Origin of the sequence: Geosporobacter subterraneus DSM 17957 (genome assembly GCF_900142145.1) — a bacterium.
Lineage (GTDB): Bacteria > Bacillota > Clostridia > Peptostreptococcales > Thermotaleaceae > Geosporobacter > Geosporobacter subterraneus.
In genome coordinates this window covers 40,405-63,950 of the sequence record NZ_FQZV01000022.1, presented here as the reverse complement: position 1 = coordinate 63,950, position 23,546 = coordinate 40,405, and the positions used below count along the sequence as shown (strand labels likewise).

General features: G+C 42.0%; 26 protein-coding genes, 1 tRNA gene and 2 other annotated features. All 27 genes read right to left on the bottom strand.

All coding sequences use genetic code 11. The features are described from left to right. Positions 1–4 precede the first annotated feature (4 nt). Positions 5–1,198 (bottom strand): elongation factor Tu, encoded by a 1,194-nt coding sequence (tuf, locus tag BUB56_RS09590; RefSeq protein WP_110941093.1) that lies wholly within the window; start codon positions 1,196–1,198, stop codon positions 5–7. 110 nt (positions 1,199–1,308) lie between these two features. Further along, positions 1,309–1,385: transfer RNA gene (locus BUB56_RS09585), tRNA-Thr, on the bottom strand. 73 nt (positions 1,386–1,458) lie between these two features. Next, positions 1,459–2,079 carry an RNA polymerase sporulation sigma factor SigH gene (sigH, locus tag BUB56_RS09580; protein WP_408606953.1) on the bottom strand — a complete coding sequence of 207 codons (621 nt, stop codon included), beginning with the start codon at positions 2,077–2,079 and terminating at the stop codon, positions 1,459–1,461. A gap of 216 nt (positions 2,080–2,295) precedes the next feature. Then, complete coding sequence (locus BUB56_RS09575; RefSeq protein WP_110941092.1) at positions 2,296–2,811, bottom strand: NYN domain-containing protein; 516 nt, start codon at positions 2,809–2,811, stop codon at positions 2,296–2,298. Positions 2,812–2,823: 12 nt separating this feature from the next. Beyond that, complete coding sequence (rlmB, locus tag BUB56_RS09570; RefSeq protein ID WP_110941099.1) at positions 2,824–3,570, bottom strand: 23S rRNA (guanosine(2251)-2'-O)-methyltransferase RlmB; 747 nt, start codon at positions 3,568–3,570, stop codon at positions 2,824–2,826. A 10-nt stretch (positions 3,571–3,580) separates the two neighbouring features. Then, complete coding sequence (locus tag BUB56_RS19395) at positions 3,581–3,763, bottom strand: hypothetical protein (RefSeq protein WP_190014375.1); 183 nt, start codon at positions 3,761–3,763, stop codon at positions 3,581–3,583. Positions 3,764–3,792: 29 nt separating this feature from the next. Next, positions 3,793–4,551 (bottom strand): FAD-dependent thymidylate synthase, encoded by a 759-nt coding sequence (thyX, locus tag BUB56_RS09565; protein WP_110941091.1) that lies wholly within the window; start codon positions 4,549–4,551, stop codon positions 3,793–3,795. Between the two features lie 101 nt (positions 4,552–4,652). After that, entirely contained in the window at positions 4,653–5,021 is a 369-nt protein-coding gene (locus BUB56_RS09560; RefSeq protein ID WP_110941090.1) for a hypothetical protein, read from the bottom strand. Beyond that, complete coding sequence (locus tag BUB56_RS09555; RefSeq protein WP_278319479.1) at positions 5,014–5,457, bottom strand: Mini-ribonuclease 3; 444 nt, start codon at positions 5,455–5,457, stop codon at positions 5,014–5,016. Before BUB56_RS09555 ends, BUB56_RS09560 begins: the two co-directional genes overlap by 8 nt. Before the next feature lie 168 nt (positions 5,458–5,625). After that, entirely contained in the window at positions 5,626–7,020 is a 1,395-nt protein-coding gene (gene cysS / locus BUB56_RS09550; RefSeq protein WP_110941089.1) for a cysteine--tRNA ligase, read from the bottom strand. 2 nt (positions 7,021–7,022) lie between these two features. Next, on the bottom strand, positions 7,023–7,685 hold the full coding sequence (gene cysE, locus BUB56_RS09545; RefSeq protein ID WP_456297987.1) for a serine O-acetyltransferase: 663 nt from the start codon (positions 7,683–7,685) through the stop codon (positions 7,023–7,025). Positions 7,686–7,865: 180 nt separating this feature from the next. Continuing rightward, positions 7,866–8,078 (bottom strand) — a binding site (T-box leader). Between the two features lie 6 nt (positions 8,079–8,084). Continuing rightward, positions 8,085–9,563 carry a glutamate--tRNA ligase gene (gene gltX / locus BUB56_RS09540; protein WP_110941088.1) on the bottom strand — a complete coding sequence of 493 codons (1,479 nt, stop codon included), beginning with the start codon at positions 9,561–9,563 and terminating at the stop codon, positions 8,085–8,087. Positions 9,564–9,911: 348 nt separating this feature from the next. Continuing rightward, the gene (gene proS, locus BUB56_RS09535) at positions 9,912–11,354 is read right to left on the bottom strand and encodes a proline--tRNA ligase (protein WP_110941087.1); all 1,443 of its coding nucleotides are present in this window, start codon (positions 11,352–11,354) and stop codon (positions 9,912–9,914) included. Between the two features lie 104 nt (positions 11,355–11,458). Further along, positions 11,459–11,680: a binding site (T-box leader), on the bottom strand. A gap of 61 nt (positions 11,681–11,741) precedes the next feature. After that, positions 11,742–12,227: a 2-C-methyl-D-erythritol 2,4-cyclodiphosphate synthase gene (gene ispF / locus BUB56_RS09530; RefSeq protein WP_110941096.1), complete on the bottom strand. Its 486-nt coding sequence runs from the start codon at positions 12,225–12,227 to the stop codon at positions 11,742–11,744. 59 nt (positions 12,228–12,286) lie between these two features. Beyond that, on the bottom strand, positions 12,287–12,619 hold the full coding sequence (locus BUB56_RS09525; protein WP_110941086.1) for a bh protein: 333 nt from the start codon (positions 12,617–12,619) through the stop codon (positions 12,287–12,289). 204 nt (positions 12,620–12,823) lie between these two features. Next, on the bottom strand, positions 12,824–13,087 hold the full coding sequence (locus tag BUB56_RS09520; protein ID WP_110941085.1) for an HPr family phosphocarrier protein: 264 nt from the start codon (positions 13,085–13,087) through the stop codon (positions 12,824–12,826). 18 nt (positions 13,088–13,105) lie between these two features. Then, positions 13,106–14,527 (bottom strand): dihydrolipoyl dehydrogenase, encoded by a 1,422-nt coding sequence (gene lpdA / locus BUB56_RS09515; protein WP_110941084.1) that lies wholly within the window; start codon positions 14,525–14,527, stop codon positions 13,106–13,108. A gap of 36 nt (positions 14,528–14,563) precedes the next feature. Next, positions 14,564–15,898 (bottom strand): dihydrolipoamide acetyltransferase family protein, encoded by a 1,335-nt coding sequence (locus BUB56_RS09510; protein WP_110941083.1) that lies wholly within the window; start codon positions 15,896–15,898, stop codon positions 14,564–14,566. Positions 15,899–15,911: 13 nt separating this feature from the next. Beyond that, positions 15,912–16,889 carry an alpha-ketoacid dehydrogenase subunit beta gene (locus tag BUB56_RS09505; protein ID WP_110941082.1) on the bottom strand — a complete coding sequence of 326 codons (978 nt, stop codon included), beginning with the start codon at positions 16,887–16,889 and terminating at the stop codon, positions 15,912–15,914. A 13-nt stretch (positions 16,890–16,902) separates the two neighbouring features. Continuing rightward, on the bottom strand, positions 16,903–17,859 hold the full coding sequence (locus tag BUB56_RS09500; protein ID WP_110941081.1) for a thiamine pyrophosphate-dependent dehydrogenase E1 component subunit alpha: 957 nt from the start codon (positions 17,857–17,859) through the stop codon (positions 16,903–16,905). 18 nt (positions 17,860–17,877) lie between these two features. Continuing rightward, on the bottom strand, positions 17,878–18,678 hold the full coding sequence (locus BUB56_RS09495; protein ID WP_110941080.1) for a Cof-type HAD-IIB family hydrolase: 801 nt from the start codon (positions 18,676–18,678) through the stop codon (positions 17,878–17,880). Positions 18,679–18,749: 71 nt separating this feature from the next. Then, a complete protein-coding gene (locus tag BUB56_RS09490; protein WP_110941079.1) occupies positions 18,750–20,039 on the bottom strand; it encodes an NAD(P)H-dependent oxidoreductase in 1,290 nt (429 codons plus the stop codon). Positions 20,040–20,069: 30 nt separating this feature from the next. Continuing rightward, on the bottom strand, positions 20,070–20,423 hold the full coding sequence (locus tag BUB56_RS09485; RefSeq protein WP_110941078.1) for a PTS glucitol/sorbitol transporter subunit IIA: 354 nt from the start codon (positions 20,421–20,423) through the stop codon (positions 20,070–20,072). Positions 20,424–20,511: 88 nt separating this feature from the next. Further along, on the bottom strand, positions 20,512–21,501 hold the full coding sequence (srlE, locus tag BUB56_RS09480; RefSeq protein ID WP_110941077.1) for a PTS glucitol/sorbitol transporter subunit IIB: 990 nt from the start codon (positions 21,499–21,501) through the stop codon (positions 20,512–20,514). Positions 21,502–21,513: 12 nt separating this feature from the next. After that, a complete protein-coding gene (srlA, locus tag BUB56_RS09475) occupies positions 21,514–22,044 on the bottom strand; it encodes a PTS glucitol/sorbitol transporter subunit IIC (protein WP_110941076.1) in 531 nt (176 codons plus the stop codon). Positions 22,045–22,151: 107 nt separating this feature from the next. Then, positions 22,152–22,535 carry a transcriptional regulator GutM gene (locus BUB56_RS09470; protein WP_110941075.1) on the bottom strand — a complete coding sequence of 128 codons (384 nt, stop codon included), beginning with the start codon at positions 22,533–22,535 and terminating at the stop codon, positions 22,152–22,154. Positions 22,536–22,548: 13 nt separating this feature from the next. Then, a complete protein-coding gene (locus BUB56_RS09465) occupies positions 22,549–23,496 on the bottom strand; it encodes a sugar-binding transcriptional regulator (RefSeq protein WP_110941074.1) in 948 nt (315 codons plus the stop codon). Between the last annotated feature and the right edge of the window lie 50 nt (positions 23,497–23,546).

Genomic DNA, 23,546 nt, shown 5'->3' with positions numbered 1-23,546 from the left:
TTAATTATTCAATGATAGAAGCAACAACGCCAGCGCCTACTGTTCTTCCGCCTTCACGAATCGCAAATCTTAATCCTTCTTCGATCGCAATTGGGTTGATCAGTTCGATAACCATTTGTACGTTGTCTCCAGGCATACACATTTCCATTCCTTCCGGTAATCCGATGGATCCTGTGATGTCTGTTGTTCTGAAGTAGAACTGCGGTCTGTATCCGTTAAAGAATGGTGTATGTCTTCCACCTTCTTCTTTCTTTAATACGTAAACCTCAGCTTTGAACTTTGTATGAGGCTTAATTGAACCTGGCTTTGCCAATACCTGCCCTCTTTCAATTTCGTCTCTTTGTACCCCTCTTAACAATGCTCCGATATTGTCTCCAGCTTGTGCTTGATCCAATAATTTTCTGAACATTTCTACGCCTGTTACTACTACTTTTCTTGGCGCTTCTGTTAATCCTACGATTTCTACTTCGTCTTGTACTTTTACTACGCCTCTTTCTACTCTTCCTGTTGCTACTGTTCCTCTTCCTGTAATGGAGAATACGTCCTCTACCGGCATTAGGAACGGCTTGTCTGTTTCTCTTACCGGCTCTGGAATGTAGCTGTCTACCGCTTCAAATAACTCTACGATCTTATCTCCCCATGGCCCCATTGGATCATTTAATGCTTGTAATGCGGATCCTCTGATGATTGGCGTATCATCTCCCGGGAATTCATATTCGCTTAATAATTCTCTTAATTCCATTTCTACTAGGTCTAATAATTCTTCGTCATCTACCATGTCACACTTGTTTAAAAATACTACGATGTATGGTACCCCTACCTGTCTGGAAAGCAGGATGTGCTCTCTTGTTTGCGGCATTGGTCCGTCTGTTGCTGCACATACGAGGATTGCTCCGTCCATCTGCGCTGCTCCTGTAATCATGTTCTTTACATAGTCAGCATGGCCTGGACAGTCTACGTGTGCGTAGTGTCTGTTTGGAGTCTCATACTCAACGTGTGCTGTTGAGATTGTGATTCCTCTTTCTCTTTCTTCCGGTGCTTTATCTATTTGGTCGAACGCTACTGCTGATCCAAATCCATATCTCTTGTTTAATGTTAATGTGATCGCTGCTGTTAATGTTGTCTTACCGTGGTCTACGTGTCCGATTGTTCCAATGTTAACGTGGGGCTTATTTCTCTCAAATTTAGCCTTTGCCATTTTTTTCTCCTCCTATACACTCTTAATATTGTTCAGATACTTTAAAAGTATATTTAAACTTATTTCATAGTAAACTCATCCGGGTGTATCTATATGTATGAAATAAATAATGGAGCCCATGAGCGGATTCGAACCGCCGATCTCCGCCTTACCAAGGCGACGCTCTAACCTACTGAGCCACATGGGCATTCACTGTTTTATATTTTACTATCTTCCACTACTCATGTCAACTCTTTTTAATCGAAAACATTTTCCAATTTTTAACTGCTCCGTACTTCCAAATACCGCTCTAGTTTGCGTTTAACCCGTTGGAGTGCGTTATCAATGGATTTCACATGTCTGTCCAAATCCTCAGCGATTTCCTGATAGGATTTTCCTTGCAGATAAGACATCAATACCTTCCATTCCAAATCACTAAGAATCTCACCAATTTTTGATTCGATGTGTCCCAGCTCTTCCCTGGATATAATCAGCTCTTCCGGATCAGAAATCTTAGCGCCGGATAATACATCCAGTAAAGTTCTATCAGACTCTTCGTCATAAATAGGCTTATTTAAGGAAACATAAGAGTTCAAAGGAATATGTTTTTGACGGGTTGCTGTTTTTATCGCTGTGATAATTTGTCTTGTAATACACAGTTCTGCGAAGGCTCTAAAGGACGACAGCTTGTCCGACCGAAAATCACGAATGGCTTTAAATAGACCGATCATCCCCTCTTGGATGATATCCTCCCGGTCTGCGCCGATCAAAAAATAAGACCTTGCTTTAGCACGAACAAAGTTTTTGTACTTTTTTATTAGATATTCCTGGGCTTGGGCATCTCCATTTCTTGCGTCTTCAACAACATCTTCATCAATCATGCGTTCATAGCTGTCTAATATTTCCTTCTGTGCTCCTATTCCCACCAATATCGCCTCCAGCACTGTATTCAATTTGTGCTTTTCACTTCTATAAAGCAAAAATCCTTCATCCTTGCTCTGCCAATATCACAGTACCCCTTATAGGAGAAAATATGAATTTTGATCGCTCATCCTGTATCAAAAGCACAAAAACTGTATTTTTATTATATCGTAACCAGATTATGTAGTCAAGCTGATTTACTGTTTTCTTCTCCATTTTTCAAGGATTTGAACAGTTTTATCATCCAATCGCTCCTCTAATGCAGAACGATCCTGACGGATTTCTTCTGTCTTTTTACGTATATTCTTTTTAACTAGTTCCATCTCAATTTTCAGTTCTCTGGCAGAGATCCGTGTAGCTCCGCTGCCAAGTACAAACTGTTGTTCTGCCCAATCGGAAGTAGCTACCCGCACTCTATTTCTTCGATTGCGTGTCAGCTGTTCTACCTGCTTCTCAATATAAGAGTCTGCCGTTTGGTGCTCCTTTGTAAATACCACTTCCACTCCATTGATGTTTTCATTTTTCTGATTGCTCCCCTTTACCAGATGGGCATCAAATACAATGATTACCTGCTCACCAATATAGGATTGATACTCGATCATTCGCTCAATCAATTTTTCACGGGCCTGCTGCAGATTAGATCCGCTGGTTTCCTTTAACTCTGGCCAGGCATTGATAATATTATACCCATCAATAAAAAGATAGTTCCGCAAAGATCATTCACCCTATTTCTTTTGGTCTCTTTGCCGCATAACTTCATACATCATTAGGGAAGCCGCAACGGAAGCATTTAAGGAGCTTAGTTGACCTTTCATGGGTATGCGTACAATAAAATCACATTTTTCTTTTATCAGCCTGCCGATTCCTTGTCCCTCACTGCCAATTACCAAAGCGGTATTTCCCGTTAGATCCTGTTCATAATAGGTGTTCTGTCCATCCATATCTGCCCCAACCACCCATAAACCCTTGTCTTTTAAAGTATCAATGGTTTGTGCCAGATTAGAAACCTTCGCCACAGGAACGTATTCAATGGCTCCGGCAGAGGTTTTAGCAACAACGGCAGTTAAACCCACTGCTCTCCTTTTTGGTATAATTACCCCATGTACGCCTGCAGCATTTGCAGTTCGAAGAATAGACCCTAAATTATGAGGATCTGTAATCTCATCTAAAATCACGATAAAGGGAGACTCCCCCTTTTGCGCAGCCTTAGCTAATATATCTTCGACCTCTACATACCGGTAAGCTGCTACAAATGCAATGATTCCCTGATGAGAATGGGACTCGGAAAGCTGGTCTAGCTTCTGTCGTTCTACATATTGAATAGGAATTCCACGATCTTTTGCTGCACCGATTATTTTTTGAACAGAGCCCTGCTCTGCACCCTTTGCAATAAGAATTTTATCAATCTCCCTTTCTGCTTTTAATGCTTCCAGGACTGGATTTCTTCCCTCAATCTTATCTGATTGCGTCATCACTGGCACCTCACTTGTTTTTTCTAATAGCTTGCCCATGGTTATCTCCGGTTATGTAAATCTGCAGCCCCGCTCCATAGCAAAGCTGCAGATTGTGTAAGTTTATCCTAAGCAGAACGGCACAGGAGCCGATCCCTGCATAAATCTCAATAGAAATGTAGAGATCGACGCCCTCGTCGTTCCGAATATTCATTAAGATTCTCAGTCACAAATCTATATGTCCTACAGGCTTTTAAAGAATTCCCTTACTTCAAGGGTTTTTCCACAGGTCATGCTGCCTTCCGGACATGGATCATTAAGACAGTTAGGACCACTATACTTAAACAAGCTTGGGGCTACTCCCTTTACTAGCTTTAACATTTCTGTTGCCAGTTGTCGAATTTCCCATTGGGCCCTCTCGCAGCATCGATGATGGAAAAAATTCATCAGGGTTCTTGCATTCATTGTATAGACAATCTTTGTCTCACAGGCATTTGGAAATACATATCTGGCATCTTCTATAGACATCTTCTCTGCCGCTGTTTTTGCCTGTTTTTCTGTTTTTCCTTCTTGAATCAGTTGGTCAAAATGCTTTTTATAGAGGAGCTCTACCAATTCATTATAATGCTTCTGATCTGCTTCCATTGCCTGAATGAATTTTTCTCTAGCCTCAGGAATTTCTGCAATACTCGGCGGAATAATATATTCAAACTGTTCAAGCTTCACATATCTCTGGGATTGTTGGGAAAAGGACGCAATTCTATGTCTTACCAGCTGATGGGTAAGTACTCGGCTGACACCCTCTGCTGCAAAGGTAAAGGATACGTGTTCAATAGGAGATTCGTGGCCCATGCCCATCAGCATGCCGACAAATTTCTCCGCCTTCTCATCTGTCAAATCCTCCATAATCTTGTCCACACCTACAGGGGAATAACAGAGCTTCGCAGCTGCCGCAACTACCTTTTCTGGCTGGGGTGTATATTGAAGCAGTTCTACCTTCATTTTCCATCCTCCTCATCATGTTGTTTTTTCCTTATTATCCAAAATTATACCACATGTTTCTACAATTATAAAAACAAAAAGGCCAGTGTTCTGGCCCTATTTTATTTTTCCCGGCTAAGTACCTTTATCTCCCGATAAGGGATTAAATGTAGGAAGTAGACTCGAACCTTTGCTCTATATTGTCCCCGAATGGTTCCTTCAATATATTCTTTTCCCTGCTCATCCAGGTACTGAATACGGGAGACTCCTTCCTGACTGATCTGCTCAATGGATACTATTCTATACTTTACGATGCTATTTCTTTTTAAAAAGCCTCCCATGTTTTCATCCACGGCTTTCTCTACAAACTGTTTGAACCTTAGCTCATCCTCAGTCTTAGGCTTGACTTCATCTAGGAGGAATGATTTGACAAAGAGCAGCGCTACCATTAGAAGGGTAACCGTTAATAGAATCTTTTCCTTCTTATTCATGAATAATCTCCTTTTTTTCTATGATTTCCAAGGCATATTTGATTACCTGATCCAGCCGGTCATACTGTTCAGTAAGATATAAATAGCCGATTAGGGTTTCAAAGCCTGTAGCATAACGATACTCACCTACATTGGCATTTTTAGGAACGGTGCCGGATTTTTGATTGCGTCCTCTTTTAACAATTCCCCATTCTTCTTCCGTCAAATAATCCTCCAGCAGATGTACTATTTCCGCCTGTGCGGCGGCCTTTACAAATTTCGTAGCCAGTCTGTGCAAGCTGTTTACATTTCCTCCATATCGGTGAATCATGTAGGTTCTTACAAACACCTCATAAACCGCATCTCCCACATAGGCTAATACCAGGGCGTGGGTAAACTGGATTTCTTCCTTTGTCTTTGCACTTAAACCCATTTTTCTTAGAAAGTCTATGTTCATCCAAAAACCTGCCTTTTCAATTGCTATATGTATTCTAACACAACTTAGTGCCTTACTCAAGGGTTCTACCTAGAGGGTCCGGCGACCCTCCACTACAATCCACGCTTCGTACTGCTAGGTAAGTAGTGGCGGGTTTCCATGCCCGCCTTCCGGATCTCTATCCATGAATCATTTCTTTATAATTCGTACACCCTGCGGGGTATCCTCTATGGTAATGCCCCTCTCCTTCAGTTGATCCCGGATCTGATCCGCCAAGGCAAAATTTTTCTCCTTTCTTGCCTTTTGACGGAGCTGCACCAATTCCTCAATCTCACTATCGATTGCATCCTCTTTCTTTGTCAATAGGCCTAACACCCCGGTCAGCTCCATCAGTAAATCAAGGCTGCTCTGAATCAACTGTTTGCTGTGACTTACTTTGATGGATGCATTCATATCCTTTACGAGCTCAAAAACTGCTGCAATGGCATCGGCAGTGTTTACATCATCCTCCATGGCATCAATGAATTTCTCCCGATAATTCTCAAAACCATGAATCAAGTTCTTTTCAACCTCATCCATTTCTTTTTCAACTGCGTTTTCCAGTAAATGTTCAAGATTTTTCTTCGCATTATAAAATCGGTCCAAAGCATTTTTAGACTGTTCCATCAATTGGCGGCTGAAGTTGATAGGATTTCGATACTGTGCAGAAAGTAAAAAGAATCTTACGGTTTCTGCATCATATTCCTTTAAAATATCTCGTACTGTAAAGAAATTTCCCTTGGATTTGGACATTTTCTCATTATCTATATTAATATAGCCGTTATGAATCCAATATCTTGCAAAGGAATGCCCGCTGCAAGCTTCGCTCTGTGCAATTTCATTTTCGTGGTGGGGGAAAATCAAATCCTGTCCCCCTGCATGAATATCGATAGTTTCGCCCAGGTATCTTGTAGACATTACAGAACACTCGATGTGCCACCCGGGTCTTCCTTTACCCCACGGACTATCCCATGCCAGCTCGTCGGATTTTTGCGCCTTCCATAAAGCAAAATCCATAGGATTTCTTTTAATTTCATTGACCTCAATTCTGGCGCCAGCTTCTAAATCCTCCAGGTTTTGCTTTGACAGCTTCCCGTAGTCTTCAAACCGGGTAGTATCAAAATATACATCCCCATTTATCTCGTAGGCATAGCCCTTATCAATCAGTTTTTGGACGAAGGTGATAATTTCCTGAATATTCTCTGTAACCTTTGGATGGATATCAGCTTTTCGAATGCCTAAGGCTTCAGCATCTTTAAAATATTCAACAATATATTTCTCGCTAACCTCTTCCGGGCTAATGCCTTCTTCTTTGGCTCTATTAATAATTTTATCATCCACATCGGTAAAATTTTGCACATAAGTTACCTTATAACCCCTATATTCCAAATATCTTCTGAGGGTATCAAATACCACAAAGGGTCTGGCATTGCCGATATGAAAATAGTTATAGACCGTAGGACCGCAAACATACATTTTTACTTCCTCTGGTACCATAGGGATAAATTCTTCTTTTTTTCTTGTCAAGGTATTGAATAATCTCATGTTTATCTCTCCTTTTCAAAAATCTTCTTTTCAAGTTCCACAATTCGTTTTCTTAAGCATTCCAACTCTTCAGCAATCGGATCTGGCAGCCGTACCTGATCTAAATCGATTTCTTCCTTATGCATATTCTTTAACTTTTTATTATCTTTAATTACAATATGACCTGGTACCCCTACAACGGTACAGTTTGGAGGTACTTCCCTTAAAACTACGGACCCGGCACCTATTTTTGAGTTGTCTCCTACTTTAAAAGGACCTAGTATCTTGGCGCCGCTGCTGATTACTACATTATTCCCAATGGTGGGATGTCTTTTTCCCTTCTCCTTTCCCGTTCCACCTAAGGTTGCCCCTTGATAAATGGTTACATCATCTCCGATCTCTGCGGTTTCTCCGATAACAACCCCCATCCCGTGGTCAATAAACAGTCTTCTTCCTATTTTAGCACCGGGATGGATCTCTATACCCGTAAAAAACCTGCTGATCTGGGAAATAACACGGGCGAATACGACAAATCCCCTATTGTTCAAGCTATGGGCTATACGATGATTTATAATCGCATGAATACCGGGATAGCATAACAAAACTTCCAGCTTATTTTTTGCAGCAGGATCTCTCTCCATTACTGCTTTAATATCTTCGTTGATCATCTGAAAAAATTTACCCACACCAATTCCCTCCTCAATATAACATTCAAATTATTACCTTATTATTTTCCTCAATTAGTATTTGGATAAAAACAGATATCATCATATCACGTTACACGTTGCACGATTAAGAAATTTTAGTCTATCTCACCGGTCATACAAAACTGTTTCATTAAAATAAAAAATCTTCGTCTCCAAGTATACAGAGACGAAGATAATCCGCGGTTCCACTCTGCTTAGGCTAATGCCTCAGCTTAACTGCATATAACGGTGCAAACCGGCCGTGCCTACTGATCCTTCGGGCAGCAACTCCCAGGTGCACTTCAGTAAAATATCCCCTCAAGCTACTCTCAGCCAATGATAGCTTTTCTCTGTCAGGCTCTTTTTACTTACTCTCCTGTTCCATGTCTTTCGCTTTGTTTATAGTAGATGTTCTTTTACATATTCTATGCGGGAAAGAATATTTTGTTTCCCTAAAACTTTTATAATTAACGGCATATCCGGTCCATGGGCGCTTCCGGTTAACACAACCCGTATCGGACGGAAGAGGTTCTGTCCCTTGATACCTTTTTCCTTCTGAATCTCTTTGAAAACCTGCTTGCCAAACTCCTCATCGATCACTTCAGCAGCCAATACCTTTTGCTTAAAGACTTCTACCAGCTGCGGCACATGTTCCAGTTTTAAAAGTTCTTCCGCCTCGTGATCTTCTGGTTGGATTTCGGTTTTAAAGAATAAATCCACCTTATTTACAATCTCTCCTACATAAGAAAGATATCCTTTCAGCACCCTTACCATGTCTACCAGCCACGGATACTTTTCATCAGCCTCTGCCTCAGTAATATATCCCGCCTGGATTAAATGAGGTATGGCCAAATCTGTAATCCGTTGGTCGCTGCTTTCTTTGATATAATGGGCATTGATATAATTTAGCTTGTCGGTATCGAAAACCCCGCCGCTCTTAGATACCCGCTCTAGGGAAAATTGCTCGATCAGCTCTTCCATTGAGAAGATTTCCTTATTCTCCTCCGGACTCCAGCCTACTAGGGCAATGTAGTTCACTAAGCCCTCCGGCAAGTAGCCTTTTCTTATGAAGTCCTCTACGGCTACATCTCCCTGCCGCTTGCTCAATTTCTTTTTATCTGCATTTAAGATGTTGGGCAGATGTACAAACTGCGGCGCTTCCCATCCAAAGGCCTCATAGGTAAATACATGCTTCGGCGTAGAAGGCAGCCATTCCTCACCTCTGATTACGTGGGTGATTTCCATCAGGTGATCGTCTACAACTACTGCAAAGTGATAGGTTGGGAAGCCATCAGACTTCATCAGCACCTGATCATCCATATCCTCAGTATTTACGGTCACATGTCCTCTGACAATGTCATGGAAATGAATATCTCGATTAGGGGGCAGTTTTAGACGGATGACATGGGGTTCACCCTTCGCTGCTCTTTCCCTAGCCTCTTCCAAGGAAATCCCTCTACACAGGCCGTCGTATTTCGCCATCAGCCCCTTTTCTTTCTGTGCCTCACGTACCGCATCGATTCTCTCCTTAGAGCAGAAGCAGTAATAGGCATGTCCGCTTTCCAGCAGCTGCTGAATATATTTTTGATATATATCTAAACGCTCTGATTGTATATAGGGACCTTTTTCTCCTTTTTGCACGATGTGATCCCCTTCAATTACAGCACCTTCATCGTGATTGACTCCTGCCCAAGACAGTGCCCGAATCATCCCTTCTACTGCACCCTCTACATAACGGGTTTGATCTGTATCTTCTATTCTCAAGAGATACTTTCCGCCATGCTTCTTTGCAAACAAGTAATTGTACAGTGCAGTTCTCAAGCTTCCAATATGAACAAATCCCGTAGGACTCGGGGCAAATCTGGTTTTTATTGACATCCTTTTACCTCCCTATGCTCAATGTAAGTCTATGTATTGAAAACAAGTTCGTTTTTTCAACTATTTCCAGTATATTAGCTTATTATACCCCAAAAATTTTTTCCAATCAAGAAATTTGTCACATGCTTAGCAGAAAAACAAAACAGCCATCCTTTATTGCCTGCACTTACCGAGAAACCCCTCATAAGATCCTCTCGACTCCGTGACGAGGCCACTTTTACTGAACAAAGCAGTTGAAAAAAGTAACCTCGTCAAAGTCGCTGTTCGGAAGCTTATGAGGGGTTTCTAAGAAATATCCTTTACCAACAATCTAAAGACAGCGATTGCTCGCTGTCTCCTTTGGATAGACTAGTATGCTTTTGCCACATAAACCATATGCTTTGCTTCCTGGCCGCAGAAATGACACTTATCTCCCAGATCCTCCTGTTCAAAAGGAATGCACCGGATAGTAGCACTGGTTTTTGCCTTAATGTTGTCTTCACATTCCCTGCTGCCACACCACATTCCCTTAGCAAAGCCAGGAGCAGTTTCCATTTTCTTTGCAAAGTCTTCAAAGTCTGTAATATAGTAGGTCTTCTCATTCCGAAGCTTTCTTGCCTTCTCAAGCAGGCTTTCGTGGATATCGTCCAGGAGCTTTTCTACAGTTTCCTTTAATCCGTCCATAGAAACAGACTGCTTTTCTAAAGTATCTCTTCTGAAGATAACTACCTGATTGTTTTCAATATCTCTAGGTCCTACTTCAATCCGGATCGGTACACCTTTCATTTCCCACTCATTAAACTTCCAGCCAGGTGAATAGTTTTCGCTGTCGTCAATTTCGATGCGAATTTCATCCCCTAGGGCTTTCTTTAATTCATAAACTTTATCTAAAACCCCTTCTTTATGCTGGGCAATCGGAATCATAACTACCTGGATGGGTGCCACTCTAGGAGGCAGTACCAGTCCTCGGTTATCTCCATGAACCATGATGATGCCGCCGATTAATCTTGTAGAAACACCCCATGAAGTATGATATGGGTTCTGGATTTCTCCATTCCTATCTAAGAAAGTAATTTCAAATGCCTTTGTAAAGTGCTGTCCCAGGTTATGGGAGGTTCCTGCCTGCAGGGCTTTTCCGTCATGCATTAAGGCTTCCATGGTATAAGTAGCATAGGCACCAGCAAACTTTTCCTTGTCGCTCTTTCTCCCTGTTACTACTGGTATAGCCATCAGGTCCTCTGCGGTTTCCTTATAGATCTGCAGCATTTGTAAGGTTTCCGCCTGAGCTTCATCATAGGTTTCATGCAATGTATGTCCCTCTTGCCATAGGAACTCAGAAGTTCTTAAGAAGGGTCTTGTGGTTTTCTCCCATCTTACCACGCTGCACCATTGATTATATAGATAGGGCAGTTCTCTATAGGATTTTAACCATTTTGCATACATGGAACAGATAATCGTTTCGGAAGTGGGGCGAACACATAGTCTTTCTGGGAGTTCCTCTTTACCTCCATGGGTAACCCAAGCCACCTCTGGCGCAAAGCCCTCCACATGCTCTTCCTCTTTCTTTAGCAAACTTTCTGGAATCAGCAGTGGAAAATAACAGTTTTTATGTCCTGTATCCTTAAACCGCTTATCCATATATTTTTGGATATTCTCCCAAATAGCATAGCCATAGGGCTTGATTACCATAAATCCTCTTACCGGTGAATAATCCACCAAATCCGTTTTTAAGATTACATCGGTATACCATTGTGGAAAATCTACTTCCATAGGGGTGATATCTTGAACAAACTCCTTTTCTTTTTTTGCCATACGCTTTCTCCTTTCTCTTTATATGAGGTTAAACTTTACCTTTCACAAGTATTCTAAGGCTACGAAATATACACAAAACAAAAAACCTCTCTTCTCCACAGCATTGTAGAGACGAAAGGTTTATTTTCCGCGGTACCACTCTAATTAATCTTCTTTAGAAGATCCTCTTTACTCGGCTGTAACGGGCCAATACCGTTAAGACTTACTCGCTTCAGTCCAAAACTCCGGGGTGGGTTCGCAAGGTGCTTCCTGCAGATCCTTTCAGCCGCGGGATTCTGCTCTCTACCAGGGTTTAACCTTCTACTAGTCCCCATCTTCGTCTTTAATTATTAGATTTAAATATATCTTAACCAATTCATCTTAGATTGTCAACGCTTTATTCGCTTTCTAATCCCGATCTGAGATAGAAAGAATTGTTGCAACAGCTTGGGCTGCAATTCCTTCCCCTCGACCGGTGAAGCCTAGTTTTTCTGTAGTTGTTGCCTTTATGTTAATATCTTCTAGAGGAATTCCCAGTGTTTGGGCAATGTTTTCACGCATAGCCTCTATAAAAGGCGCCATCCTTGGTGCTTGAGCGATGATGGTAGCATCCAAATTGTTTACCCGAAATCCTTTTTCATCAAGTTTAATCTTGACCTCCCGCAAAAGCTTGAGGCTGGATATACCCCGATACCTTTCATCGCTGTCTGGAAAATGTCGTCCAATATCTCCTAGTGCCGCTGCCCCTAACAAGGCATCCTTTACCGCATGGAGCAATACATCGGCGTCAGAATGTCCCAAAAGCCCCTTTTCAAAAGGAATCTCCACTCCACCTAAAATCAGTTTTTTGCCCTCTACCAATTGGTGTACATCGAATCCACTTCCCACTCTAATCATCAGCAGTCCCCCCTGTCATTTTTTCCTATAGGTTGTCTTTTTAGCTGCAAAGCAAGCTATTCCTTTTTTTCTCCCGTCATATCCTTAAGAATTTTAAACTCTTTTATCATACGATAGGGTTTTGTAACCACGCGAATCGGAATAGAGCATAGAAACTTTGACAGATCGTCCCGCATTTCCTTATTCATCCGTTCCGGCTTGCTGGTGACTCTGCTTAATATGTCTGCAGCATAAGTTGACAGCACTAACTTCTCGTCGATTTCAAGAGAAGTCTCACATTCGATACAAGAAATTTTCTCGATACTTTCTCCAAGATACACCACTTCATGGAGGGTATTTTTATTACAGTTTATGCAATAAAGATCGGCCTGCATTTTTGTAATATTCATACAAACACCTCATTCCTAAGAGTATCTGTTCACTGCCCTATCATAGTTTTGACGGCTAAATCCGATTATATTACTATCATATTCTATATTCTCCCATTTGAATAGTAATTTTATTGCATTCCTGTTATGATTTATTTTTAAAAATATTGCCTTAGAAAAAATGCAATATAAGGATAATATTATTCATAGACTGTCATATCTTTCCTATTCTCCAAAATTTGTGTGAATTAGTGCTGCTAAAGAGTCCACCGCCAGCTGTTCATCCTCTCCCTCGGCTGCTATGAGGATTTCGCTGCCACAGGTGATTCCTGCAGATAACACCCCTACAATACTTTTTCCATTGATTTTTCTATCTTTATAGGCAATCGTTATATCGGCTTTAAAACTGGAAGCTTTTTTCGTAAACTCAGATGCAGGTCTGGCATGCAATCCTGTTTTATTTGTCACGATAACTACTTTGCTGTACATAAGAATTCCTCCTAGTAACTATATTTTAGGTGGCAGATGTATCGATTTCCCAATACAATCTGCGCAGGCCTCCATAAATGCCTCTGAATAGGTTGGATGCCCATGAATAATCTGCGACGCTTCATATACAGTAATCTGCATATCCATCAGTGCAGCAGCTTCATTAATGATCTCAGTTGCACCAGGGCCTAAGATATGTACCCCTAGAATCTCTCCATAGGCTTTATCTGCAATGACTTTTACAAACCCGACTTTCTCACCGGATGCCAGTGCCCTTCCATTAGCCCCGAAAAAAAACTTTCCAATGAGAATATCATATTTTTTACGGGCTTCCTCTTCCGTCAGCCCTACGGCTGCAATTTCAGGCGTTGTATAGACACAGCTCGGCACCATATTCAAATTCAGAGCAACCCTATGTCCCATGGCATTCTCTGCTGCCACTTCGCCCATCTTAAAGGCAGCGTGGGCCAGCATATTTCTTCCATTGACATCTCCTGGGGCATAAATACCCGAAACACTGGTTTCCATATATTCGTTTACCCAAACCCTGCCCGCTTCCAGTTCTAATGGAATATGGGAAACTGCATCCAAGTCTGCCATTCTTCCTACCGAAACCAAGACCTCATCGGCTTGAACTTCTCCCTTCTCTCCCAGACGTAAAATCAGCCCTTCCTCATTTTTCTCAATATCTTCCACTTGTGCTGAAGCAATCACCTTGATGCCCTTTTTTTTGAAGACCTTCAAGAGGGTTGAAGAGATATCTTTATCCATTTTAGGCAGAATAGCATCGGCCATTTCTATCATTGTCACCTTACTTCCATAGGCACGATAAATCATGGCCATTTCCACACCAATCACACCGCCGCCAATGATGGCTAAACGCTTTGGCACCTCTTTCAAATCTAAGATTTTATCGCTGTCAAGCAATTCTATACCTTCTTTTTTCAATCTACTCAGTTCCATAGGTTTTGATCCGGTAGCCAGAATAATTTTCTTTCCTTTCAAAAGAACCCTATTATCTACTAAAACCTCTCTGTTCTCCAGCAGCTTTCCAACACCTTTATACATAGATATTCCGTAAGTCTCGAGCAGCCCCTCAATTCCAGAGGTCAGCGCAGTTACCACGCTATTCTTGTACGCTGCCGCCTTGTACATATCAATCTGTACAGTGGGGTTTTCGATCATAATTCCCCTTTTGACTGCCTGTTGGATTTGTTCCATAATCTCTGCGTTCTTTAAGTAGGTCTTAGTGGGGATACATCCTCTATTTAAGCAAGTACCACCGAGGGTATCCTTCTCAATGAGTGCAGCTTTTCCCCCTAACTGGGCTGCTTTAATTGCTGCAACATAACCCGCAGGCCCTCCCCCAATTACAATAACATCAAAAACGTCATTTTCCCCGTCCATTCCTTCCTTTGACATTGTTACATCCGTCACCATTTTCCCCACTCCTCTTTCCCAGATTTGTTTCACATTTTACAGCAAAATCCCTAAAGGGTTTTCTAAAAGAGTTTTAATGCGTTTTAGGAAAATGGCCCCCTGTGCCCCGTCTATGACACGGTGGTCGACAGTTAAGCTCAATCCCATCATCTTCCTGTTCTCGATTTTTCCCTCCATCATTTTTAATTCTTCCTCGATGGCACATACGCCCAAAATTGCGCTTTCAGGCTGATTGATGATGGGTGTAAAGGAAAGAATATCATACATACCCAGATTGCTGACAGTAAAGCTTCCATTCTCTATTTCACTAGGCAATAATTTGCCTTCCCGGCCTCTTCCAGCCAGTTCTTTTGTTTTCCCTGCCAGTTCCCTAATGGTGAGCTTATCTGCATCTTTGATGACAGGTACAATCAATCCATCTTCCAGTGCAACGGCCATGCCGATATGGATTTCTTTTCTGTATAAGATCTCTTCTTCGGCTATCCGAACATTGATATTAGGGTATTCTTGGAGAGCTAAGGCAACTGCTTTTATAACAAAATCATTGTAGGATACTTTTAACGAAACCTGAGTCGATAGCTGCTCCTTAAGATCGGTCAGTGCTGTCACATCTGCCTTCGTATTCAATGTAACAGGAGGGGCCTGCAAATGGCTGGACAGCATACGTTCTGCAATGATTTTTCTCATGCCTGCCAGTGGCTTCCTATGGAGCCCCTTTCTTTCACCGGTATCCTGTTTTGCTGTTATTTCCATCATTGGAATTTCTTCATTCTCTTGAATCAAGTCTTCTTTTCTTATTTTTCCCCGATATCCGCTTCCTTGAATTTTTTCTACATCAATATTGTTTTTCTCCGCAATTCTTTTTGCTAAAGGGGTTATAGCTGCCGATTGCATCAAAGAAACATCTCGTGCTCTTATCTCTCCGTACTTTCCGGTGGCCTTTAAGGTTCCTAAGTGTATTCCCCTTTCCCTTGCAAGGGTTCTGGCCAATGGCGTCGCAGCGATCTTCCCCTCTGCATTTGTAAACCCTGGCTTCTGTGGCCGTTCTTGGGGGAGTTCCGGCTGCACTGTGGTTTCAGCCAATGGCTTATTCCCTTGTTCACCCATTTCCATCTCTTCCCCTAGGGTTTCTCCCAGCTCCCCTATATATCCAATCGTATGGGTTACAGGAATGATATCCCCCTCTTGTCCCAATATTTTAAGAAGGACTCCGTCGGATGGCGCCTCTACTTCCATATTCACCTTATCCGTATGAATTTCCAGCAGTGGTTCGCCTATGGTTATTACTTCGCCTTCCTGCTTTAACCATTTGACAATGGTTCCTGCTTCCATGGCCATACCGGCCTTAGGCATGATGATCTTGGTAGCCAATAGAACCCCCTCCTCATTCCATCATTTCATAAATGGCCGCTTTAATCGTTTCATGGGTAGGCACTACGTTTTTTTCCAATTCCGGACAGTAAGGAATCGGTACATCTAGTCCTGCCAGTCTTCGAATCGGTGCATCCAAATAAAAAAAAGCATCACTATCCGCAATCACCGCTGCAATTTCCCCGCCAAAACCTCCTGTTTTTACAGCTTCATGAACAATGAGTACTTTTCCGGTTTTTATAGCAGATGCAATAAGTGTTTCCCGATCCAGCGGCAGAAGGGTTCTGGGATCTACAACCTCTACTTCAATTCCTTCCTTTGCCACCTCTTCTGCAACCTCCAGGCAAGGGGGAATCATCCTTCCATAGCTGATGATCGTCAAATCCTTACCCATGCGTTTGATATCTGCTTTACCAAGAGGTATCGTATATTCTTCCTCAGGTACAGGCCCCTTCTTTCGATAGAGAAGTTTTTGTTCTATAAATACAACAGGATTGTCATCCTGTATGGCCGCTTTCAAAAGACCTTTTGCGTCATAAGGCGTAGAAGGGATCACTACCTTAAGCCCCGGCACATGACAGAACCACGCCTCCAAACTTTGAGAATGCTGTGCTGCAGCCCCTGTACCACAACCCCCGGGAGTCCGAATCACCATAGGAACCTTAGCCTTTCCGCCAAACATATAGCGCATTTTTGCCGCTTGATTTACCAATTGATCCATAGCAATCGTCATAAAATCACTAAACATTATTTCCGCAATGGGCCTCATGCCAGTAACGGCAGCACCTGCTGCAGCTCCTGCAATTACTGCTTCTGAAATAGGTGTATCTCTTACCCGCTCCTCACCAAATTCCTGAAACATACCCACAGAAACCCCGAAAGCCCCGCCATATAGTCCTACATCCTCACCCATGAGAAAGACATTTTCATCTTTTCTCATTTCCTCACGCATAGCCTCATTGATTGCCTGTGCATAGGTTATTTCTCTCATGATTTCTCCCTCCTTACGCATATACATCGTCCATGATTGTATCTAGTGATGGATAAGGACTATTTTGTGCAAATTCTACTGCCTGTTCAATTTCCTGGACAGCTTCTTTCTCTATGCGTTTCAGTTCTTCTATCGTAGAAACTCCCGTTTCCAGCATATATTTCTTCAATCCTTCTATAGGACACTTTTTCCGCCATTCAGCGATTTCTTCCTTGCTACGGTAAACATTGGCATCGCTTTTAGAATGTCCTGACCAACGATAGGTCTTGGCTTCAATCAATATAGGCCCATGCTCCTTTACGTATTCCTTGGCTTCCATCACTGTATTGTATACCGCTACAGCGTCGTTGCCGTCGATAACCTTTCCTGGAATGCCGTAGGCTGCAGCGCGGTCAGCAATGTTCTGGATTTTCATGGACTGGGCCGTAGACACAGACATGCCGTAAAGATTGTTTTCACAAACAAAAATAAGGGGCAAATTCCATACGGCAGCCAGATTCAGGGATTCATGAAAGCTTCCTTCATTGGCAGCTCCGTCCCCAAAAAAGCATAGCACCACGCGATCAATTTTCTTCATTTTCGTTGTCAATGCTGCCCCTACTGCAATAGGAATCCCCCCGCCTACTACTCCGTTAGCTCCCAGGTTTCCCCTTGAGAGATCAGCAATATGCATTGATCCTCCTTTACCTTTGCAATATCCGGTCTCTTTACCCAATAGTTCTGCCATCATTTTGTTCAAATCAATACCCTTACCAATGCAGTGACCATGTCCCCGATGGGTACTTGTAATCAGATCCTTCTCTTCCAATGCACTGCAAGCCCCTACAGCAGTAGCTTCTTCCCCCACATACAGGTGAGTAGTGCCATGGACCATTCCCATTGAGAAAAAGTAGGCCACCTTTTCTTCAAACTTTCGTACATGAAGCATTTTTTTGTACATTTCTTCTAAAGTTGCTTTACTGATTGTCATTTCTATCACCTCTTCCTCTCATCTGTTCAAAATAAGCTTTTCTAAAATCTTTGCCACTCCATTTTGTTGATTTGTCTCTGCAATGTAGTTGGCTTTCTCTTTGACCCTCTGACTGCTATTTCCCATAGCAATACCTATGCCGGCATATTCAATCATCGAAATATCTGTTTCCCCATCTCCGATTGCAATAATTTCCTCCCGTTGAATCCCATAATACTCTGCAATATACTGTAGCGCTTTGCCTTTAGAGACATCCTTGTTGAAAATTTCCAGGAATATGGGCTTAGAATAGGAGATATTCACATTTTCAATAAATTTTGGAGAAATTTTTTGTCGAATAGGCTCTAGCTTTTCATTGTCATCAATCAGTAAAATCTTTGTTGCAGCATATTCTCGGCTGTATTCTTTCAGCGATGACACATAATCTATTTCAATATTGGTTAGCTGCATGTAGGCTTCCGCTTGTTTTGTTTGTTTACTAGACAGTACCTTGCTGTCATGATAGTAATTTATATGAACCCCTAAAGGCTCGATTTCTATGATTAATTCACGGCAGATATCATGATGAATGGCCCTCCGGTATACTATTTCATCATTCTCCGGCAGGATAATGCTTGCACCATTTAAACTTCCGCATAAGTGCTTAAGTCTTAATAAATCTACATACCTTTTTATTGAAGCATAGCTTCTCCCAGAAATGATTGTTACAATCATCCCCTTATCCAGCAATCGCTCAATGACTTCCTTGTTTTGCCGGGATATTTGATTATCATTATCCAGAAGCGTATCGTCCAGATCTATTGCAACCATTTTATACATATTCTTGACTCCCTTTTTTAAATTAGGAGCACAAACCTCCTCCTTGGGAAAAGAATTTGTGCTCTCCTATATTAAAAGAACGTATCCTGCAGCTTTCGCAGCTGAACAATTAGAGAATCTTGGTCTAGCGTTACCATATCGTAGGTAATTAAATCGCCTTTCTTAACACTTTGTTTAAGGATAGTATTCTTATTTATTAGGCCAAGGGGCAGTGCTCCCATCCCTTTGGCTGCGTCTGCTCTCTCTATGGTTCCGTATACTGTATACCCCCCAATTCCATCCAGCCGCTGCCCGGCTTCCAAATCCTTCTTTGCTACGGTAATTGTTTCTGAAACAGGTCCTTTCATCGGAACGATGGTGGGCTGTTTATCCAATGCGGCTAGGACTACTGACAATGGCGTTTCCAAACTGCAAAGATGATAGGGTCTATAGAGAACATAGTTTGGTCCTGGCCCCATGCTCAAGTACTGCATCTCATGATTCACTTCCGGCAGGCTGCTGGAAACAATGACAAACACACCTGGTGCAACCCCATTGACAAAGTCCACAACCCCATATTGATTTAGAATACCGCCTTCTTCCTTTAATCTAAATAATTTAGGCAGCTCTTCAACGGTACCCACAGCCCCATGTCCTCCTCGGATATCGGGTATGTATCCTGTGGCATTAGACATTGCTGTCATTTCAACCATTGTTTTTGTTCCATCCTTAAAGGAGGTCAGCATCTTAGGGCTCACCCCTCTTTGGGTTGCCTCCTCCAGCACGGAATCAGGATTTGCGTCAAAATCCAATTGATTATTCTTCCCCTTGCCAATCACCTTCACTTCAAATCCAAGGGCACTGGCAAAATCATACAATTCTTTCACTGAACCCGGTTCGTCTCCGGCTGATCCTGTATATACTACTCCTGCATTATCTGCCAGCTTTTTTAACAGTGGTCCGATAACAATATCGGTTTCAACATTGAGCATTACAATGTGTTTTTTATTGGTAATGGATTCGATGGCTATCTTAGCACCCACCTCTGGTACTCCTGTGGCATCCACTGTTACATCTACTAAGTTTGCTTTCGATGCAATTTCTGCATTATCTGAAATAATGTACTTTCCCTGCTCCATCCATTGATTTGCCTCACTTAAACTGTTGACGACCCGATAATCCTCTTCCTTGATCCCTGCATTTTTATAGGCTTTGATTGCACTCTCAATATTGATGTCAATGAGGGCCGCAGGCTTGACCCCCTTCATCAGCATCATTTGACTAACCATACCTGTTCCCATTTGGCCGGCACCTACAATGCCTACCATAATCTTTTCTCCCCGTTGCTCCAATGCCTTTAATTTATAGTTAATCCCCAACATATCCACCACTCCATTTCCTTTTGCGTACCGCTATTTAACGATTAATAGATCTCCAACTTTTATATCAGGCATCCGATTGCCCTGCAGCTCTATATGTCCCGGAAGTTCTGCCTCTGACTTTCCCGTGAATTTAAAAGTACAATGTCCCATTTGTCTAAAGGTCTTATTTGCCTCTTCGCCAACAGCAGTAACCCTATATTCCTGGTTAGAGAGTATAATCACATCTCCAACCTCAATATCTTCAGAAAGTTCCTCTATTGTATGCAGAATAGAGATTTCAGCTAATTCTGCCGGCGCGTTTTCATTGAAAAAAATCAATAGATTATCCGCTGCAAAATCTAGGGCTAGCTCCCCTAAACCACTTATTGTTGATTGATACTTCATATAATCCCCCATTTGCAAAAATACTTAGTTTTTGTCTAAATTTTGGGGTATAATACTCCTAGGGAGCATTACACCCCTAAGCTAGCTGCTAATAGAGCCCTATGCTAAATGCATAGGCTATGAGTACGGAGATAGGTCCTGTAATTAACCTTGACATGAGAATTGCAGGAACCCCGACTTCGATTGTTTCAGGCGTAGCTTCTCCCAAGCTAAGGCCTACAGGTATGAAGTCGCATCCAACTTGAGGATTTATAGCAAATAAAGCTGGCAATGCATATTGAGGTGGAATGCTCCCCTTTCCAATCTCAACACCAACTAAAACCCCTACTACTTGTGCAATTACCGCTCCAGGCCCTAACAATGGCGACAATACAGGTATTGCACAAACTACGGATATCACTAACAATCCGAGCAGTGTCCCTGCATAGGGTGATATGGTATTGGCAATCCAATCACCAATCCCTGATTTCAAAATAATACCAATCAGCATACTCACAAAAGCCATGAATGGAATGACATTTTTAATGACCTGGTCTACCGTTTCTCTTCCCGCTTGATATAGTTTGCCGACTATACCTCCTACACCTTTCCCCATTTTAGTAAGGAAATTTCCCTTTGCAGGTGCGCCAGAAGCAGCTTTAGAAGGTGCTGCCTTAACCGCTTCAACGATTTCCTCTTCTAGTTCTACGCTTCCTTCATAAAGGCTGATATTATTTTCCTTTACACCGGAAACATAGATATCTTCTTTTATGTATTGTGCCAGGGGCCCTGATGCACCTACGGAGGTCAAGTTAACCGTATATATTCTCTTTTTAGGATATACACCGCATCTGGCCGTTCCGCCACAGTCCACCACAACTACTGCTATTTCGCTGTCAGGTACTCCCGTGTTGAATCCATCTACCGGAATCCCTCCTGTCAGCTCTGCTATTTTTTGTGTTACGGGATCAACGCCTCCACCAGTAATGGATACAATCTTATTTCTCACTGCGGTAGGCTGAATGATTAGTGGACCGCCCCATCCGCTGCTGCCCTTTTCAATTTTTACGGCTCTATAGGTTGCCAAAGCATCACTCATCTTAATCCCTCCCTATGCATTTTTTACGGCACGTTTCATCATGATGCCAGTGATTCTTTCTGTTAAAACCCCTCTTAAGAAGATCACTACAACCCCTGCTAAGAAGTATCTTACCGCTAAATCACCCAGCGGTAACCCGCGTTCCTGAATCCCTTGTGCAATTCCCATATAGACAAACAGCTCGCCTGCATTGGCATGTGGGAAAAGACCCGTAATCGGGTGAACAAAAGAAACTGCTGCATCATAGAATGCCGGTTTATATTTTTCTTCTAAAAACTTACCAAAAGAATAACACATTGGATTTGTTAGGAAAAATACTGCCAGTACCGGGAAAACCGTATATCTTGTAATGAAGTTTTTAGTAGCTGCCTGAGCAACCCTATGTACCTTTTCCTCACCAATAATTTTAATGAGTGCATTGACAGCGGTGATTAGTACAATCAGTGTGGGCAAAATCCCCGTTACAAGGCTAACAAAAACATTTCCCCCTTCTCGGAAGAGCCCGATGAAGCTGTCAGCCAAATTTGCTAAGGTTGTTAACATGCTTTTTCCCCCTTCTCATTCATAATGATTGATTGCCTTTAGCCTTATGGATTTGTAAAACTGAAGAGCTCTACCCTCCTTTCTTTTATTGTGGTTTATGTGGATGATTAAAGCACCTGTCCGTTGACCTTCGTGGCGGTTTCCAGGCTGTCAATTGCTTGGAGCATCGCTTTAGCTCCTATATTTTTTTTCTTATCGGTATATATCTCCTTCAATTGCTGCAGCGTCATACCCTTCAGAGAATCGATTTCTCGAAAACGGCTAAATACTGTTATGCCTTCCATTTTCTCAGCTGCAATGATCTTCCCCTGTTTGTTGCAGACTAAAATCGTTATATTCCCAGCTCGCAACAAGCCTTTTTCTCTCCCGATCCCTACAAGTCCCTTCTTTTTTAGTTCTTTGATGCGTATCTGATAGTTTTTTATCTGATTAAAGGAAAGAACTCCCTGTAATATAAGTAATCCAAAAGCAATGACAAAAATCTTATCCATAAATCCATCTCCCTTATTTTAAGAGCTTTTTGCCGCAGCTGTAATTCGTTACCAAAACGTTGATATATTTGCCATGTACAGCGCCTAAGATTGCCTGAGCTTTCTCTTCACCGCCAGCTACACCGATTACCTTGTCAATAGATTTCAGCTGAGCGATTTCAATTCCAAATACTCTTTCGTTAAACTCAAAGGGTTCCGTATTTCCCCTAATATCGTAAAACTGCAAACAGATATCTCCCACGGCCTTCTTTTCTTTCAGTGACTTCATATCCTGTTCATCATAATATCCTGTTGCCATCATCGTCGATCTTTTGTCCGTAGGTACACCGATGCCTACAACAGCAATATTCGTTTGTTGAATATGCTGCAGGATGTGCTTAATGCCTTTCTCCTTCTGTAAATTAGCCTTAATTCCAATATCGGATATTACAGCAGGAGCATGCAGCAGAGAAAATTTACCGCCAAAGGCCTTTGCCAGCTCAAGCACAATTTGATTTGGATGAATATCGATGCCGACTTGCCCTACTCCCCCGATTAGGGGCACAAAGGTCACTTGAAGAGTATTGGTATTTTTTACGTACTGGGCAATTTCTTTAATGGTAGTCCCCATAGATACACCAACCACATCTCCATCTGCAATGGTACGTTCCAAATACTTTGCTGCAGCATTTGCTAACTCAAGTTTTTGCACCGCTGCATCCAGTTTATCTTCAACGATGATTACTTCTTTTAAGCCCAAGTGTTTTTCCAGTTTTCTCTCAAGCAACTGATAATCTGATTGGAAGCCCCGATTTATTTCAATTTTTACAATGCCGCTTTCTTTAGCTTCCTTTAGAAGCCTTGATACCGTAGGTCTTGAGATGCCTAAAAGTTTGGCAATCTCTTGCTGTCCTAAATCCTCTTCATAATATAGGATGCAGCATTTCACCATCAAACGAATATCTCCAAGAATTTTTTTCATTCAAATACTCCCATCCTTTTATTTTTACATTTGTTCTGATATTGCACATT

Coding starts and splice junctions, on each gene's coding strand:
- cysS (WP_110941089.1), bottom strand. CDS start 7,020: ATGAGATTATTCAATACCTTGACAAGAAAAAAAGAAGAATTTATCCCT.
- BUB56_RS09500 (WP_110941081.1), bottom strand. CDS start 17,859: ATGACAATCAGTAAAGCAACTTTAGAAGAAATGTACAAAAAAATGCTT.
- srlA (WP_110941076.1), bottom strand. CDS start 22,044: ATGTTAACAACCTTAGCAAATTTGGCTGACAGCTTCATCGGGCTCTTC.
- lpdA (WP_110941084.1), bottom strand. CDS start 14,527: ATGGTGACGGATGTAACAATGTCAAAGGAAGGAATGGACGGGGAAAAT.
- BUB56_RS09470 (WP_110941075.1), bottom strand. CDS start 22,535: ATGGATAAGATTTTTGTCATTGCTTTTGGATTACTTATATTACAGGGA.
- BUB56_RS09495 (WP_110941080.1), bottom strand. CDS start 18,678: ATGTATAAAATGGTTGCAATAGATCTGGACGATACGCTTCTGGATAAT.
- BUB56_RS09490 (WP_110941079.1), bottom strand. CDS start 20,039: ATGTTGGGGATTAACTATAAATTAAAGGCATTGGAGCAACGGGGAGAA.
- tuf (WP_110941093.1), bottom strand. CDS start 1,198: ATGGCAAAGGCTAAATTTGAGAGAAATAAGCCCCACGTTAACATTGGA.
- BUB56_RS19395 (WP_190014375.1), bottom strand. CDS start 3,763: ATGAATATTCGGAACGACGAGGGCGTCGATCTCTACATTTCTATTGAG.
- BUB56_RS09560 (WP_110941090.1), bottom strand. CDS start 5,021: ATGAATAAGAAGGAAAAGATTCTATTAACGGTTACCCTTCTAATGGTA.
- gltX (WP_110941088.1), bottom strand. CDS start 9,563: ATGTCAATAAAAACCAGATTTGCCCCGAGTCCTACGGGATTTGTTCAT.
- BUB56_RS09465 (WP_110941074.1), bottom strand. CDS start 23,496: ATGAAAAAAATTCTTGGAGATATTCGTTTGATGGTGAAATGCTGCATC.
- thyX (WP_110941091.1), bottom strand. CDS start 4,551: ATGAAGGTAGAACTGCTTCAATATACACCCCAGCCAGAAAAGGTAGTT.
- rlmB (WP_110941099.1), bottom strand. CDS start 3,570: ATGACGCAATCAGATAAGATTGAGGGAAGAAATCCAGTCCTGGAAGCA.
- BUB56_RS09485 (WP_110941078.1), bottom strand. CDS start 20,423: ATGAAGTATCAATCAACAATAAGTGGTTTAGGGGAGCTAGCCCTAGAT.
- BUB56_RS09520 (WP_110941085.1), bottom strand. CDS start 13,087: ATGTACAGCAAAGTAGTTATCGTGACAAATAAAACAGGATTGCATGCC.
- BUB56_RS09525 (WP_110941086.1), bottom strand. CDS start 12,619: ATGAATATTACAAAAATGCAGGCCGATCTTTATTGCATAAACTGTAAT.
- BUB56_RS09505 (WP_110941082.1), bottom strand. CDS start 16,889: ATGAGAGAAATAACCTATGCACAGGCAATCAATGAGGCTATGCGTGAG.
- BUB56_RS09555 (WP_278319479.1), bottom strand. CDS start 5,457: ATGAACATAGACTTTCTAAGAAAAATGGGTTTAAGTGCAAAGACAAAG.
- srlE (WP_110941077.1), bottom strand. CDS start 21,501: ATGAGTGATGCTTTGGCAACCTATAGAGCCGTAAAAATTGAAAAGGGC.
- proS (WP_110941087.1), bottom strand. CDS start 11,354: ATGGCAAAAAAAGAAAAGGAGTTTGTTCAAGATATCACCCCTATGGAA.